At 70.7% G+C, this 15,660-nt stretch carries 14 protein-coding genes and 1 pseudogene; 14 read left to right on the top strand and 1 reads right to left on the bottom strand.

Annotated features, from left to right (window positions below; translation table 11 throughout):
- The first annotated feature begins 1 nt into the window (after nucleotide 1).
- The 5 genes from G3I60_RS35665 to G3I60_RS35685 are packed head-to-tail and all read left to right on the top strand — an operon-like array spanning nucleotide 2 to nucleotide 5,124.
- On the top strand, nucleotides 2-790 hold the full coding sequence (locus G3I60_RS35665) for an MTAP family purine nucleoside phosphorylase (RefSeq protein WP_164608202.1): 789 nt from the start codon (nucleotides 2-4) through the stop codon (nucleotides 788-790).
- Between the two features lie 38 nt (nucleotides 791-828).
- Nucleotides 829-1,461: a TIGR04282 family arsenosugar biosynthesis glycosyltransferase gene (locus G3I60_RS35670; protein ID WP_164608204.1), complete on the top strand. Its 633-nt coding sequence runs from the start codon at nucleotides 829-831 to the stop codon at nucleotides 1,459-1,461.
- The gene (locus G3I60_RS35675; RefSeq protein WP_164608207.1) at nucleotides 1,458-2,186 is read left to right on the top strand and encodes a TIGR04283 family arsenosugar biosynthesis glycosyltransferase; all 729 of its coding nucleotides are present in this window, start codon (nucleotides 1,458-1,460) and stop codon (nucleotides 2,184-2,186) included. The genes G3I60_RS35670 and G3I60_RS35675 overlap by 4 nt, the downstream gene beginning before the upstream one ends.
- Nucleotides 2,187-2,233: 47 nt before the next feature.
- A complete protein-coding gene (locus G3I60_RS35680) occupies nucleotides 2,234-3,910 on the top strand; it encodes a radical SAM protein (RefSeq protein WP_164608209.1) in 1,677 nt (558 codons plus the stop codon).
- A gap of 29 nt (nucleotides 3,911-3,939) precedes the next feature.
- Nucleotides 3,940-5,124, top strand: a complete 1,185-nt coding sequence (locus G3I60_RS35685; RefSeq protein ID WP_164608211.1) for a hypothetical protein — start codon at nucleotides 3,940-3,942, stop codon at nucleotides 5,122-5,124.
- Nucleotides 5,125-5,143: 19 nt separating this feature from the next.
- On the opposite strand, the gene G3I60_RS35690 is transcribed toward G3I60_RS35685, so the two are convergent.
- Nucleotides 5,144-5,440, bottom strand: coding sequence for an RNA polymerase sigma factor (locus G3I60_RS35690; RefSeq protein WP_164608213.1), 297 nt, complete (start codon nucleotides 5,438-5,440; stop codon nucleotides 5,144-5,146).
- A 98-nt stretch (nucleotides 5,441-5,538) separates the two neighbouring features.
- On the opposite strand from G3I60_RS35690, the gene G3I60_RS35695 reads away from it, so the two are divergent.
- From G3I60_RS35695 to G3I60_RS45940, 9 genes and pseudogenes are all read left to right on the top strand, one after another.
- On the top strand, nucleotides 5,539-7,080 hold the full coding sequence (locus tag G3I60_RS35695; RefSeq protein ID WP_164608215.1) for an ISL3 family transposase: 1,542 nt from the start codon (nucleotides 5,539-5,541) through the stop codon (nucleotides 7,078-7,080).
- Nucleotides 7,081-7,901: 821 nt separating this feature from the next.
- Nucleotides 7,902-8,519: a hypothetical protein gene (locus tag G3I60_RS46935; protein WP_343241991.1), complete on the top strand. Its 618-nt coding sequence runs from the start codon at nucleotides 7,902-7,904 to the stop codon at nucleotides 8,517-8,519.
- Nucleotides 8,520-8,821: 302 nt separating this feature from the next.
- Nucleotides 8,822-9,970, top strand: a complete 1,149-nt coding sequence (locus G3I60_RS35705) for an AAA family ATPase (protein WP_164608260.1) — start codon at nucleotides 8,822-8,824, stop codon at nucleotides 9,968-9,970.
- A complete protein-coding gene (locus G3I60_RS35710; protein ID WP_164608217.1) occupies nucleotides 9,967-11,763 on the top strand; it encodes a hypothetical protein in 1,797 nt (598 codons plus the stop codon). The genes G3I60_RS35705 and G3I60_RS35710 overlap by 4 nt, the downstream gene beginning before the upstream one ends.
- Before the next feature lie 114 nt (nucleotides 11,764-11,877).
- Nucleotides 11,878-12,042 carry a hypothetical protein gene (locus G3I60_RS35715; protein ID WP_164608164.1) on the top strand — a complete coding sequence of 55 codons (165 nt, stop codon included), beginning with the start codon at nucleotides 11,878-11,880 and terminating at the stop codon, nucleotides 12,040-12,042.
- Nucleotides 12,043-12,158: 116 nt separating this feature from the next.
- Complete coding sequence (locus G3I60_RS35720) at nucleotides 12,159-13,355, top strand: hypothetical protein (RefSeq protein ID WP_239070672.1); 1,197 nt, start codon at nucleotides 12,159-12,161, stop codon at nucleotides 13,353-13,355.
- A gap of 25 nt (nucleotides 13,356-13,380) precedes the next feature.
- Nucleotides 13,381-14,688: an MFS transporter gene (locus G3I60_RS35725; protein WP_164608220.1), complete on the top strand. Its 1,308-nt coding sequence runs from the start codon at nucleotides 13,381-13,383 to the stop codon at nucleotides 14,686-14,688.
- A 201-nt stretch (nucleotides 14,689-14,889) separates the two neighbouring features.
- The gene (locus tag G3I60_RS45935; protein WP_239070673.1) at nucleotides 14,890-15,231 is read left to right on the top strand and encodes a hypothetical protein; all 342 of its coding nucleotides are present in this window, start codon (nucleotides 14,890-14,892) and stop codon (nucleotides 15,229-15,231) included.
- Nucleotides 15,232-15,463: 232 nt separating this feature from the next.
- Nucleotides 15,464-15,642 (top strand): annotated as a pseudogene (locus tag G3I60_RS45940) (DUF389 domain-containing protein); the annotation flags it as partial.
- Nucleotides 15,643-15,660: the final 18 nt, after the last annotated feature.

A 15,660-nucleotide genomic window follows, 5' to 3' on the forward strand; every position in this document is an offset into this window, starting at 1 on the left:
CATGCGCATAGGTGTGATCACCGGCTCGGGCAGCTACGACTGGCCCCATCTGGAAGGGGCCGCGGAGCGGACCGTCGTCACGGACCACGGCGAGGTCACCGTCACCGAGGGACGCCTGGGGGACGCGGAGATCGTCCAGCTGTCCCGGCACGGCGCCGGTCACCACCGGCTCTCCAGCCAGGTCGACCACAAGGCCAACCTGGCCGCCCTGCTGGCCTGCAAGACGGATGCCGTCGTCTCCTTCACCGTCTGTGGCTCCCTCGACCGGGAGCTGCCGCCGGGCTCCCTGGTGGTCTTCGATGACCTGTACTTCCCCGCCAACCGGCTGCCCGATGGCACCCCCTGCACCTGGTACGACACACCTGGCGAGGCGGGCCGCGGCCACTGGATCTTCGAGAAGCCCTTCAGTGAACCGCTGCGCCAAGCGCTGATCACGGCCGCCGGGCAGACCGGGGTGCCCGTCGCGACGCAGGGTGTCTACGGGCACGTCGACGGCCCTCGTTTCAACTCGCGCCCGGAGGTGGCCGCGCTGGCCGCGGCCGGGGTCAGTGCAATCAGCCAGACCGCGGGACCGGAGGTCGTCCTGGCCGGGGAAGCCGAGTTGCCCATGGCGCTGGTGGGTTTCGTCACCGACTACGCCAACGGCATCGCCGCCGAACCGGAAGCGGTGCAGGCACTGCTGGACCGCATGGCGGTGAGCAAGGAGGTCTTCGCCACGCTGGCCGGACACGCGCTGCCTTCCCTTGACGCCGTGAGCGGCGCCGGTTTCGTCTACCGGTTCGACACGTGAACGCCGCCGGCCACGGGGGCACCCCCGCGATCCTGGTCATGGCGAAACCGCCCCGGCCCGGCACGGTCAAGACCCGGCTGCATCCCCTGCTGGGTCCACAGCGCTGCGCGGAACTCCAGGCCGAACTCATCCGCCACACCATGGAATTGGCCACCGCCCACACCCCGCGCCCCTACCTCGCCTACGCGCCGGACGACGGCAAAGACGCCATCAACACGGCGGTGCCGGCCGGCGTCCGGTTGCTCGTCCAGCGCGGTGAAGACCTCGGACAACGCCTCGCCGCAGCCGTCACGGATGCCTTCGCCGACGGCGCGGGCCCGCTGCTGGTCATCGGCACCGACGCACCGACCCTCACCGGCGACCGCCTGACCGCCGCGTTCACCGCCCTGGAACACCATGACGTGGCACTGGGCCCGGCGCTCGACGGCGGCTACTACCTGATCGGCCTGCGAGCACCCCACACCTCGCTCTTCGCCCTCGCCCCGGATGTCTGGAGCACGGAGCGGGTGCTTGCAGCGACCCGCGCCCTCGCCGACGGCGCAGGGCTGAGGATGGGACTGCTACGTCCACTGCGGGACTTGGACACCCCCGAGGACGCTGCCGCGCTCCTGGCTGATCCGGCGCTGCCCACGCCGATCGCCGCCCTGCTCCAGCCCGAGGAGAGGCCATGACTCAGGTGTCGATCATCGTCCCGGTCCTGAACGAAGAGGCCACGATCCACGATGCGGTGTGCCGCCTGGGCCGGGACTTCCCCGACTGCGAGCTGATCGTCGTGGACGGCGGTTCCACCGACGCCACCGCCGCACTCGCAGCCCTGCACGCCACCGTGATCGGCAGTGAGCGCGGCCGGGCCAAGCAGATGAACGAGGGCGCCCGGCACGCCTCCGGGAACATCCTGTGGTTCATCCACGCCGACACGGCCATCGAGCCCGAAGCCCTGGGCCAGATCCGGGCCGCTCTCGCCGACCCGGCCGTGGTCGCAGGCGGCCTTACCCTCCGCTTCGACCGCCGGACACCCGCCCTGAACTACCTCGCGTGGACATCCAACGCCCGCGCGCGGCGCCTCCACCACATCTTCGGCGACCAGGCCATGTTCATCCGCCGCACCGTCTTCGACGCCCTCGGCGGCTATCCCGACCTGGCCATCATGGAGGACCTGGAAATGTCTCGGCGCCTGCACCGCCGCGGCCAACTGCGCCTGCTGCCCGCCACCTCGACGGCCTCCTCACGCCGACTGATCGCGCACGGGACCTGGCGCATGATCGCCTTCATGCAGTACCTGAAGCTGCTGTACTTCGCCGGCGTCGACCCAGAGGCCATTCGCGCCCGCTACACCGCAGGCCCCCGCCTCTTGCCGAACAGAAGCCCGAGAGCGGCACGAACCAGACGCATCTGAACGCCCCCTTGTTCCTTTCGCCCTCGACACTTTTGGAGACCGACCTCATGCGCATCGCAGTCTGCGGAGGGCCCTACGGCAACCCGTACGCCCTCCAGGCGTTCGTCGACGACGCCCGTGCCCGGGGCGCCGAGCGGCTGTTCTGTCTGGGAGACCTCGGCGGATTCGGCGCCGACGTCGACGCGCTGTGGCCGATCCTCACCGACAACACCGTCGAGTGCGTCGCCGGGAACTACGACGTGGCCATCGCCCGCGGCGACACCGACTGCGGCTGCGGCTACCGCGACCCGAAGGACAACGAGTACGCCCAACTCATCTACGACCACACCCTCGCCACCACCAGCCGCGACTTCGCCGCCTGGATGGGCACCCTGCCCACCGAGCGCCGGGAGACCATCGACGGCGTCGACGTCCACATGGTCCACGGCTCCACGCTGGCGCTGAACGACTTCTGGTGGGAGTCGCTCCCCGAGGAGCAGCACCGCCAGCGAGTAGAGGCGTCCGGGGCCTCTGTCGTGCTGTGCACCCACAGTGGTCTGCCCTGGCAGCGGCGCATCGGCGACACCCTCGCCGTGAACGTCGGCGTGCTCGGCAAACCCGCCAACGACGGCCGCCGCGAGGTCTGGTACGCGATCCTCGACCTCTCCGACGGGCACGTCACCGCCGAGCTCATCCCGCTCGCGTACGACTGGCGGGCGCAAGCCCGCTCGATGCGCGCCGCCGGGCTCCCCGAGATCTTTACCGAGACCATCGAGACCGGCTGGTGGACCACCTGCCAGGAGATCCTGCCGCCGCGCGAGCGCGCCCGAGGCCGCTACCACCTCTACCGCTCCACCCTGCCCTCCGGCTTCCGCCCCGCGGACAACGGCTGGGGAGAGACCACGCCCCCGGCCCTCCAGGGCGACCGGCCGGTGGTCCCGCTCTTCGGCACCCCCTACTTCCCGGCGCGCCTGTGGATCTACACCAACTTCCACTGCAACCTGGCCTGCGACTACTGCGCGGTCGCCTCCTCCCCGAAAGCGGCTCCCCGCACCCTGCCCACCGAAACCTTCCGCGCCCTCGTCGACGAGGCCGTACAGGCCGGATTCACCGAGCTGTACCTCACCGGCGGCGAGCCCTTCCTCCACCCGGACATCATCGGCCTCCTCGACTACGCCTCCACCGAGCTGCCCACCGTCGTGATGACCAACGCCATGCTGCTGCGAGGCCGCCGTGCCGCCGGCCTCGCGGACCTGGCCGACCGCAAGCTCACCGTCCAGACCTCCCTGGACGGCGCCACCGCCCACACCCACGACCTTCACCGCGGTTCCGGCTCCTGGCAGCGCACCCTCGACGGCATCCACCACCTGATCGGCCTGGGACTGCCTCCGCGCGTCGCCCTCACCGAAACCGAGGACAACACCCACGAGATCCCCGCGGTCGCCGCACTCCTTGCCGGACTCGGCCTGCCCGCCGACCACTTCGCCGTACGCCCGCTGCTACGCCGAGGATTCGCCGAGACCGGAGAGGAGATCGGCGAAGACTCCAGCATCCCCGAACTGACCGTCACCGCCGACGGCCTGCACTGGCACCCCGCCGGCGCCGACCTCGCCACCAGCCCCGATCTCTATCTCGCGCCCGCCGGAACCCCGCTCACCGCGGGCCAACAGCTGGTCACCGAGCGGTTCTTCGCCGCCCGCCTCACCGACGGCACCCTGCCCCGCCCCGTCCACTGCGCCATCTGAGACGCACGCGTACCGAAAGGAAGTCGACCATGCAGCGACACGTCGCGATCCTCGGCGCCGGGCCCATCGGCCTCGACGCCGCTCTCGCCTGCGCCGACGCGGGATGGGCGTTCACCGTCTACGAAGCCGGGGAGACAGTCGCCGCCCACGTGCGAGCCTGGGGCCATGCCCGCCTCTTCACCCCGTGGGACCTGAACGTCTCGGGCCGGATGCGCACCCACCTGCCGGGCGCCCCGACCGGCGACCACTGCCCCACCGGGACCGAACTGGCCACCCGCCTGCTCGACCCGCTCGCCGCACTGCCCGCCCTCGAAGGCAGCATCAGGCTACGCACCCGCGCGGCCGGCATCGCCCGCACCGGCCTGCTCAAACACGAGCACATCGGCACCGACACCCGCGCCGCCGCCCCCTTCACCCTCCTCCTGGACACCCCCGACGGCGAAGACACCGCCGAGGCGGACCTCGTCCTGGACTGCACCGGCACCTACTCCCACCCCAACACCCTGGGCCCCGGCGGCATCCCCACCCCCGGCGAACGCGCCCTCGCCAACCGCATCACCCGTGCCCTCCCTGACACCCGCGATCCCGACCTCTGGAGCGGAACCGTCCTGCTCGTCGGCGCCGGAAAGTCCGCCCAGACCGCGGCCCGCGACCTCGCCGCCCTGCCAGACACCCGCATCCACTGGGCAGTACGCAGCACGGCACCCGACTGGGGCGCCGTACCCGACGACACACTGCCCGGCCGCCAGCACCTCGTCGACACCTCCCGGGCCCTCGCCGACGGCGCCAACGACCGAGTCACCGTCCACACCGGCGCCCACATCCAGGCCCTCAGCCCCGACGGTGACCGGGTCCGCGCCTGTCTCGCCACCGAGGGCGGCCCGCGCGAGATCGTCTGCGACCACGTCGTGGCACTGACCGGCTACACCGGCGACGCCTCCCTCTACCGGCAGTTGCAGGTCCACGAGTGCTACGCCACCGGCGCCCCCATCAACCTCTCCGCCGCCCTGCTCGGCTCCGCGGGCGGTGACTGCCTCGCCCAGCCGTCCGTCGGGATCGAGGCCCTGCGCAACCCCGAGCCGCACTTCTTCATCCTGGGCGCCAAGTCCTACGGCCGCCTCAACACCTTCCTACTGCGCACCGGCTACGAGCAGATCGACCAGCTCACTGCCGCGTACCGCGAAGAACCACGGCTACAACCTGCCGGTAAGTAGGCGTGATCACATACCTTCCTCATGCACCGGTCATAGCGGCGACAAAGAAGGAAGGTCCCTCCCGCACTTCGGCGGCATCGGCGAGGACAGGCGCCGCACGCTCGGACGGCTCGATGAGAAGCGCGGCGGGGCGGCAGACCTGGTCGAGGAAGGCGTTCGTCGAGATCCGCACCAGCCACGCCGTCGGGCGCTCGACCGGCTGGTGGGACACCGCCGCCCGGGCGAGCGCTCGGGCAAGCGTCTCCTGGGCCAGGTCCTCGGCGTCCCACACACTGACGGTCAGCCGACGGCAATAGCGGAACAGATCACCCCGCAACGGCTCCAAAGCGACCAGGAACTCACGGCGCGGGGTCTGTACGGTCTTCGGCTCTGTCTCATATTCGGTGGTGACGCAGAGTGGCGTAGGTCGTTGATGTGAGTGTGGAGAGTCTCAACGAGCTGGTGGCGACGGTGTTTTCGGGGATAGCCCCGCTGGTCATCGAGGATGTGGTCGACGAGGGTGAGCGCGTGCTGGTGAGGGCACGGACTCCGGGATCGACCGCGGTCTGCCCGGTGTGTGGGGTGTTGTCGGGGCGGGTGCACGGCTATCACTGGCGGACGGTGACCGACCTGCCGATCGACGGCCGGCGGGTCGTGGTCCGCGTCCGGGCTCGGCGTCTGGTGTGTCCGACCCGCGGTTGCCGCCACACCTTTCGCGAGCAGCTGCCCGGGGTGATGGAGCGATACCAGCGGCGCACAACCCGCCTGACCAGGCAGATCAAAGCCGTGGTCAAGGAGTTAGCGGGCCGTGCGGGATCGCGCTTGCTGGACATACTCGCAATCAGCCTGTCGCGTCACACGGCCCTGCGCACTCTGCTGCGCATCGCGCTGCCTACCGGCCGGGTGCCCCGCGTGATCGGGGTCGACGATTTCGCCCTGCGCCGACGGCACCGCTATGCCACCGTGGTGATCGACGCACACACGCATGAGCGGATTGACGTGCTGCCCGACCGCACGGCCGACACGTTGGAAGCGTGGCTGCGCGAGAATCCGGGCGTCGAGGTCGTGTGCCGGGATGGCTCCGCGACCTATGCCGAGGCCATCCGCCGTGCCCTGCCCGACGCAGTGCAGGTCGCCGACCGGTGGCACGTGTGGCACAACCTCTGCGAAACCGCCCTGAGCGAGGTCAAAGCGCACAGCACCTGCTGGGCTGCCGTGCTGGACACTCCACTTTATGAAGGACCACGAGCCGAGACGACGCTCGAGCGTTGGCATCAGGTCCACGGCCTCCTCCAGCAGCGTGTGAGCCTGCTCGAATGCGCCCGCCGACTGCAACTGTCCCTGAATACCGTCAAACGCTATGCCCGCGCCGACCGACCCGAGCGCATGCTTCGCGTCCCCAAGTACCGGACCAGTCTCGTCGATCCCTATCGCGAGCACCTGCGCAGACGCCGGGCCGATGACCCTGCTGTTCCCGTCCAGCACCTCTTCGAAGAGATCAAGGCCCTCGGTTTCACGGGCTGCCTCAACCTCCTGCACAAGTACATCAACCAAGGCCGCGCGGACGCCGACCGAAGCCACATCTCCCCGCGCAGGCTGGCCCGAATGCTCCTGAGCAGACCCGAGAACCTCAAGAGCGGACATCGCGACCTCCTGGACCAGCTGACCGCCGCCTGCCCCGAGATGACCGACCTGGCCACCGCCGTCCGGACCTTCGCCCAACTCCTGAAGCCTCGGCCCGAGAACGCCGACGCGCTCGACCACTGGATCACCCAGGTCCGCGCAGCCGACCTGCCTCACCTACACGCCTTCACCCGTGGCCTCGAGCGGGACCGTGACGCTGTGATCGCCGCGGTCACACTCCCGTACAGCAACGGCCCCACCGAAGGCGTCAACACCAAGACCAAACGCATCGCTCGCCAGATGCACGGACGCGCAGGCTTCAACCTCCTCCGCCACCGCATCCTCCTCGGATAGCAACACACTCCGTCACCACCGAATATGAGACAGAGCCGTTGGCTGGACAGGCCCACGGCGCGCAGCCTGGGCCGCCGCGACCAGAGACTGTCGCAGAACGGTCGAGCGCGGGAGACAGATCGGGGGCAGACGTCACTTCACGGCTCCTTGGACGGTGAATGGCTGGCCACATCAGTGCGACGGGGCAGCCTCCGAGTCCGATACGTAGCCGCGAAAGTGAGCCCGATCACTCTGCATACGAAAGCAAGGTGTCTCCCGCCCACCGGGGCGGGAGACACCCACCAGCCAGATAGTTCTGACTCAACGTGTTGCGACGATCGCTGGAATCAACCCGGGTTCGACGGGCTCTCTCCGCCAGGCTTCCCGACCAAGCGACCGCAACATAGCCGACGATCGCCGGTTTGGGTAACCGGCGATCGTAGAGACCATTGAAGCTCACCCCATCCCCCGAGTTTCAAGTGGAGAACATGGCAAACAGATCCTGCCTGCGGCGCAAGAGCCGGGAGGACCCGCTACTAGCAGTGACTACCGCTCAGAGCTCGGCGGACGATTCTGCTCATGATCACCGAGTAAGCGCGCTGCTCACCAGCCGCGGATGCTGCTGTTTCCGCAGGAGCCAGTGCTCATGAAGTCGCGCTCCCTACACCGCCCAAGCGCGCTACCAGCACCCGCCCGCCGGTGCTTGCTGCAGGACTGCCGGCTCGCGCGCACCGCTAAATGATGGAGCAACCCCGCGGATGGCCCGACGCCGCCCATGACAACCGCACCGTCACCGTCACCCGACACACGACGACCGACGCCGGCCGAGAAACGTACGGACAGTGGAAGGCCGGCTACGGCCCGCCCGTATCGGCCCCGCACGCCGAGTCCCGCCCCTGGAGCACGGCTGGCGCCGGCCGCTCAAGCCCTCCAAGCCGCGAATCGAACATCACGGAGAAATCCTGACCTCGCATCCTCTCGACTCCGTCGCCAACGTCAAGGCCAGCGCTGCGGCACTGCACGAACTCGCCTGCCACCTCACGTCAGCCGACAGCGATCAGCTCGACCAACTCCTGGAACACCTCCTGCAGGACGGCGGCCCGCTCCACGCCGTCCAGCGGCTTATCGCCCGTGCCCGTACCGCGGTCGACCCCTGCCTCGACGAGACCCACCCCAACCCGGAGTCCGTCCCCGCCTACACGCTCACGCATGCCCTGGCCAGGATCGAACAGGACCTGACCGACCGCCGCATGGAAGCGCTCGAATCCCTGTCGGCGACCCGCATCCACGTCGTCCAGGTGCCCTCGCCCGTCCACGAGGCGGCAGCGCCAGCAGAGCGCGCAGTCCAGCCGTTCGCGCCGATCCGGCACAGCACCACTGGCGAGATCACCACCACCGGCTATAACGCCGCCGCCCGGCGGATCCTGCTTCAGTCCGGCTTCGAGGAGACTCCCGGCTGAGCCCGCCGCACCGGCGGAAACCGCCGCGGACCGGAGCCGCGGACCTGCCCGGCAGCCGGTGAACCGCTCGCCGCCGGCCACCCCGTGCTCCTGGACCGAGCATCGGCCAGCCTGTGAACGCCGACGGTGCGCCCCCGTCGGGCGCGCCCGCACAGACCAGCGATAGGACCTCCCACGCCGAGGCCACCCGCACCTGCAGTGCCAACCCCGCCCGCACGCCCACCCGTTGAGGGATCCTCTTTTTGACCACACCCGGACCGCACGCCACAGCACGCACCAAAGCCGGCGAACTACGGGCCAAGGTGGCCAGGCTGCTGGCCGACCGGCCCGCGGACAGCCTCACCATCGGGGACATGGCCAGGCAGCTGGGCCACTCCCACGGCGCCGTCCGCAACGCCGCCCTGACCCTGGCCAAACGCGGCGAAGCCGACCAGCACGGCACCGGACAGCCGCAGTTCCGCGCCAACGGGAAGACCGCCGCAGCCGCGCACGCCGCGGTGATTAGCCCACCGGGAACCCACTCTCCCCGCGCCCCAACGGCCACGACGCGCACGAGCGCTCCTGCAGCCCGCACGCCCCAGCAGGGCGGTCCGATCCGCCGCGCGGGAGGCCAGCTCTACCACCCCCGGGAGCTGGCCGACCTGCCCGACGTCGAGGCGCTGAATCGTCTGCGTGACGCCGACGTGCCGGTGCTGCTCTACGGTCCTCCGGGAACCGGCAAGACGTCCCTGGTGGAGGCCGCGTTTCCTGACCTGGTCACCGTCGCCGGTGACGGCGACACCACGGTCGGCGACCTGATCGGCGAGTACACGCAAGCCGACGGCGGAGGGTACGTCTTCCAGTACGGTCCGCTGGTCACCGCGATGACCGAGGGCCGCGCCCTGCTGATCGACGACGCCACGTTGATCTCGCCGAAGGTGCTGGCCGCCCTCTACCCGGCCATGGACGGGCGCCGCCAGATCCAGGTCAAGGCCCACCGGGGCGAGACCATCAAGGCCGAGCCGGGCTTCTACGTGGTGGCGGGCCACAATCCGGGCGTGCACGGCGCTGTGCTGACGGAGGCGCTGGCGTCCCGGTTCAGCGTGCAGATCCAGGTCGGGACGGACTACGATCTCGCCCTGGCCCTGAAGATCGATGCCCGGGTGGTCCGGATCGCCCGGCATCTCGCGCGGCAGGTCGAACTCGGCGAGATGGGCTGGGCCCCCCAGCTGCGGGAGCTGCTCAGTTACCAGAAGGCCGAGGCCGTCCTCGGCACCAGGGCCGCGCTGGCGAACCTGATCGGTATCGCTCCCCTGGAGGACCGCGACGCTGTCGCCGACGCCGTCGGTAAGATCGCCGGCGTCAAGCAGGTCGCGCCCCTCACCCTGGGCCGACAGCTCCCCGCTGGCAGTGCGTCGGTCGCCCGGCAGCCCCCGGGCAGCGCCGGACCCGCGCGCCGGAGCTCGCGATGAGCGCCCACCACCACGTCCAGCCCTCTACCACTGACGAGGACGCCGACCTCGGGCGTTGGGACGACGACGGCGCCCCGCCCGCACAGCCCCGTTCTTCCCCGGCCGCGTGGCTGCGGGTGGGAGCCGAGCTCGGCGACCGGCTGGTCGCGCTGTCCGGCCGCCAGGACCTGCTCGTCACCTGCCGTCCCGGCACCCGCAGCGGCGCACCGGCCGCCTATTTCCCCGGCCTGGCCGAGATCGAGTTCGACGCCAAACTGTTCGCACCTCTTCAGCCCCATGAGGTCCGTCCGCGGATTGTGGGCGACGAGGAGCACTACCCCGCCGCCTGGGGAGTGCTCGTCCACGAGGCCGCCCATGCGGCCCACTCCGTGTGGCAGGAGCCGGCCGGCGCGGAACCCCGCGTTGTGGAGGCCGCGCTGCTGCTAGAGGAGAGCCGTGTCGAGGGCGCCCACCTGACTAGACGGCCCACCGACCGCACATACCTGCGCACCAGTGCCCGGACCCTGGTCATGCCCGACATCGCCAACCCCGCCTTCCAGGGCGTCGAGCAGGCCGCCAGTGTGGCGGCCCTGATGCTCGGTCGCCGGGACGCCGGCATCCTGGACGCCGGCGAGACCAAAGCCGTCGCCGATCTGTGCGAAAGGGTCCTGAGCGCGCGCCTGCTGGCCACCCTCACCGGCATCTGGACCGCAGCCCACCGGTGCGCCGACCACGACGCCACCACCATGCTCCAACACGCCCAGGACTGGTGCGACGCCCTGGACACCGCCGCCCCTGCCCTGCCCGCCGTACCGAAAGACCTCACCGATCTGCTGTCCGGCGCCGTGACGGTCGTCCTGGACAACATGGCCGCCAACGACGCCGCCGACCTCGCGGCACAGGCCGCCTCGAACAACGCCGTAGCAGCGCAGTCCCGGGCGAAGGCCAACGACCGCGCCCAACAGGCCGGCCAGCGACGCAAAGCCGCCGCAACCGCCAAGTCGGTCTTCAACCCACGCGGCACCACCGTCAGCCCCGACGGCACACCCGCGCCCTCCAACAACCCGGTCACCGGCAGCCGCAAACCCACCGCCGCCGAGCAGAGCGCCGCCGCGCGCCTGAGCCGCGCCCTTCGCGCCGCCGCCTACCGCGAACGCACCGAAGAGCGGACCACCAGCCCCACCCCGCCAGGCCGCCTCAACATGCGCCAAGCCCTCGCCCGCGACGCCCAGCGCGCCGCCGGCTCGACACCCACCGCGGAGCCCTTCACCCACACCCGCCGCCGCAACTCCCCCACCCCACCACTGCGGGTCGGCATCGCGGTCGACGTCTCCGGCTCCATGAGCGCCGCCTGCAAACCCGTCGCGTCCGCCGCATGGATCGTGGCCCGCGCAGCAGCCCTGACCGACCCCGACTCCCGCACCGCCACCATCGCTTACGACATGAATCTGACCGCACTGACCCGACCCACCCACCGGGCACCAGAGCGCGTGACGGAGTTCAACGCCGACGGCGGCAACCACAATTTGGGCGACGCCATCGACGCACTCGACCACGGCCTCGACCTCAGCCGTCCCGGCACCGGGCGGCTCCTGGTGATCGTCACCGACGCCCACTACACCGACGGCGAAACCGCCCAAGCCCTCACCCGCATCAAACGCCTCACCACGGCCGGCTGCGCTGTACTCCAACTCACCCTCACCAAGGAGTCCCGCCACCTGCCGGGCACCACCCCACTCCACCTGCCCCGACCCTCCAGCACCCCCGCCGCCATCGCCAAAGCCGCCACCGACGCCATCCGCAGAACACGCTGAGACACCAACACACGACCACGACGACCAGACGCACAAACCCCCATCCGCCGGGGCGCACGAAAATCGCGCGGACCCCGGCTGCTCCGGCACTGCTGGTGACGAAAGTGGGGCCCCGTGCCGCAGATCGCGACCTGGCCTGCCGACAGCGAAGCGTTCGAGCGCCAGGCCCGCGCCGCCGTTCCCGGTGGGCTCGTGGCGCTGTCCGCCCCCACCCCGCGCCTGCTCACCACCCGCCCGTCCCAGCCCGCCACCCCGCAGCCGGCGAACCCGCACCCCTGACACCCCACAGGAAGAGGATTCCCCCTGTCTGACCACATCCGCTTCGCAACCCACGTCGGCCTGAACCTTGTTGCCTCGACCCGCAGCCCGTTGTCCTCGGGCGAGGGGCGAGCCCGATGACGCCCACCGGCGACCCCCATCCCGACAGCCTCCAGGCGGAGGCATCGCGCCTCGCGCAACAGGCACGCGAGTTCCGGCTACGGATGTCCGTGATCGACACCCAAACCCAGAGCGCACTCGACACGACCCGTGACCGCTTCGGCCGCACCGCGCACCCCGGCGCCGCCGCGGATGCTCTCGCTCACCGCAACGCGGCAGCCGTGGAGGCGTACACCACCCACCTCGCCCCGCACGCCGACGCCCTGCTTGGCGCCGCCCACCGCGCGCTCGACGAGCTGCCGCCCACCGGACCCCTGAACGCGTGGCGCGAGGTGCTCGACTCGCTCGCTACCTCCCACACCGAGATCATCCGCGTTCTCGACCGTCCCGCCGTGCCTGACTCGGCCGCGCAGGGGGTCCAGTACGCCCTGGTGTGGCCTCACCTCGCCGCCTGGGCGGACTACGGATCCATCGCCGCCGACCTGGCCGAGCAGCACCACGAGCCCGAACCTGGGCTGACGTATGAGGAGCGGCAGAGCTGGACCGCGCGGGCGCACGCCGCGCTACGGCAGGGCGGGGCATTGGACTTGATCGAGTCGTGGCATGTGGCTGACGGTCGCCGCATCACGCTCGCGTACCTCGTCGAGGACGACGACTCCACGGTGGTCGCGCTCTGCGGAGACCCGGACGCCTCGGACTGGGAGATCATCGGGCACTACGTCCATGAGTACGCGGCCGGGCAGGCGTTGCCCCGAGCAGTGCCGCCCGGAGTCCTACGGCCCGACGCCGCGTCCCGGTTCAACCGTCCAGAGCCCGTCCCCGAGCAGCCCCTGCAGGAGCTGCTCCGGGAGATTGTCGAGGCCCGCACCGCCGGCGATGTCTCCGAGGTCCTGCTCAGTGCCACGCAAGAGGGCGTCGGCGCCGGTGCGATGGTCCGCCTGGGGCACCTCCTGTACGCCGCCGAGGAGTTCTCCGACGCGCTGGGCACCGTGAGGAGCCAGCAGATCGGCGCCCGGATCCACGCACTCGCGCGGCAGCTCGACTCCCTGATACGCGAGGTCCACGACGCGGCAGAGGACCTCGGCGCCACCGTCGCCGTCCTGCCGCCGCACCGCGTCCCGAAACCTCCGCGGATCCGGCCACGCCCCGCGCTGGAGACCGCACCTCCAGCCGCACCGCCACCTCGCACTCCGACAACCGCGCGCCGCCCATAACCTCCCGTTCCCAGAGAGCCCTTCGTTGTCCCTGACCACACCCTCGACCCCGGCACCGCGCATCACCTACCGCGCGGTGCTGGGCAGCCCGCACGTCGCCCGGCTCCTCGCCGGCACCCTCACCGGCCGTCTCCCCAACGCCATGGCCCCGATCGCGATCATGCTGTGGGCCACCGCGTCGGGAGGCGGCATCGCCCTCGCAGGAATGCTCGCCGCCGGGTACGGGCTCGCGTCGTCGCTGGCTCAGCCGGCCATGGGGCGCCTGATGGACCGCCACGGACAGACCGCCGTACACCTGCTGGCGGCCCTGGCGAACTCCTCGTTCCTGGTCGCTCTGCCAGCGGTCGGCTTGCGCGGCGGAGCGTCGCTCGCCGTAGGGATCGTCATCGCCGCCGGCCTGTCCATGCCAGCCCTGGAAGTCGGGCTTCGGGCACTGTGGCCGAGCGTGCTGCCCAGCCCCCGGATGCGGCACGCCGCGCTCGCCCTGGACACCGGCAGCCAGGGCCTGCTGTACGTCATCGGCCCGCTGCTCGTCGCCGCACTCACCGCCGCGTACGCGCCATCGTGCGCCCTGATCGTTACCGCCGCCCTCGGCCTGGTCGGCACCGCCGCCGTCGCCCTGGCACCGCCCTCCCTGCGCTGGCACCCCGCACAGCCCACCAGTGGGCACGCCGGGTCGGTCCGCAGGCTGACCAGTGGGGGTCTGGTGCTGCTGTTCGCCGCTCTTGCCGGGGTCGGGTTCGCGATCGGAGCGATGAACGTCTGGGCTGTCGCCCTGGCCGAGCAGCATGGACAGAGCATGCTGTCCGGGATCATCCCCGCCGCGTTCTCCACCGGCAGCCTCCTGGGCGGCCTCGTCTACGGACGCCGCACGGGGAAGGGCACCACCACCAGCCAACTGATCGCCGCTGGGGCAGCGTTCCTGGCCGGATGGCTCCCGCTCCTAGCCGTCTTGGGCCCCGGCGCGGCCACCGCCGCGGTCATCGTGCCCGGGGCGTTCCTCACCATCGTGGTCGCCTGCGCGTTCTTGACCACGGACACCCTGGCCCCTGCGGGCCGCACCAGCGAGGCGTACGCATGGCTGATCCTGTCGATCGGCGCCGGGCAGTCCGCCGGCACCGCGCTGGCCGGGCGCCTCGCCGAGCACCACCTCGCCAGCGCCGCACTCCCCGCCGCCGGCGCCGCCTTCGCTCTCACCGTCCTGCTCGCCGGGCGCCCGCACCTGCGCCCGGCCGGACACCTTCCCGGTAGTGCGGGCGCCACCGCGCGGCCCCAGCCCGAAGCGATAGCCCCTGAGCACAAGCCCAACACCGCTTCCATGTCACTTACTTGAGGAGACCCATCTATGGCAGTGCGCACCCGATGGAGCGTCGAGCACCCTTGCTCCCACGCAGTCGAGCACGACCTGTCCGGCCGTCCCGCCGACAAACGGGCCGGATTCGCCCGCTGGCTCGCGACGAAGGACTGCTCTGTTAACTGCACCATCTCCGCTTCGTTAGTCACGGCGTAATAGGCCGCCATCGAGGAGCAAGTGATGCATGTACGTACTGAGTTGCTGGAGTGCCGACGGACCATCCCTCGCCTCGGACAAGTGGTGGAGGTCAACCGGGCACATCCGCCGTGTGTGATGCTCGATGCGGCGGGAGCCGAAGTGGAGCCAGTCACCGCGTTCCTGCGGGACCTAGCGCTTGGCGATTCCAGCCCGCTGACCTGCCGCAGCTACGGGTACGGAATGCTGCGGTGGTTCCGCCTGCTGTGGCTGCTCGGCACCGGGTGGGAGCGGGCGACGGAGTCCGAGGTCGCCGTGCTGACGGGTTGGCTACGCTCGGCCGCCAACCCGCAGCGACACCGGGCCGCCCACTGGCCGGGACGGTGAATCTCCGTACGGGCAAGGGGTCTTTGCGCGCCGGGTACGCGCCGCGCACCATCAACCACGCGCTGACAGTAATCAGCGGGTTCTACGAGTTCCACGCGCATCAGGGTCAAGGCCCGGTCGTCAACCCGGTGCCAAGCTCGACTCAGCGGCGCCGCACGCTCGGGCACCGCAGCCCGCTGGAAACGACGCCGATGGTGGGTCGGGCCCGGCTGCGGCAGCGAGTGCCTGACAGGCCGCCGCGGACGTCAGCGTCTCGGTCGCGTTCACCAGCTGGAGCAACGCCTGGGATCGCTCATCCAACTGCTGGTCAACATCGTGGTTCTGATCGGAGTGGGCACCGCCGCGCTTCGCTGCCAGCGGGCGATCTGGCGGAGGGTCGCCGCCTGGCGTGCCCGCGCGGAGCACCGGTAGCGCCGGCCCGTGAGCCGG

This window comes from Streptomyces sp. SID13666, from assembly GCF_010548325.1.
Classification (GTDB): domain Bacteria; phylum Actinomycetota; class Actinomycetes; order Streptomycetales; family Streptomycetaceae; genus Actinacidiphila; species Actinacidiphila fildesensis.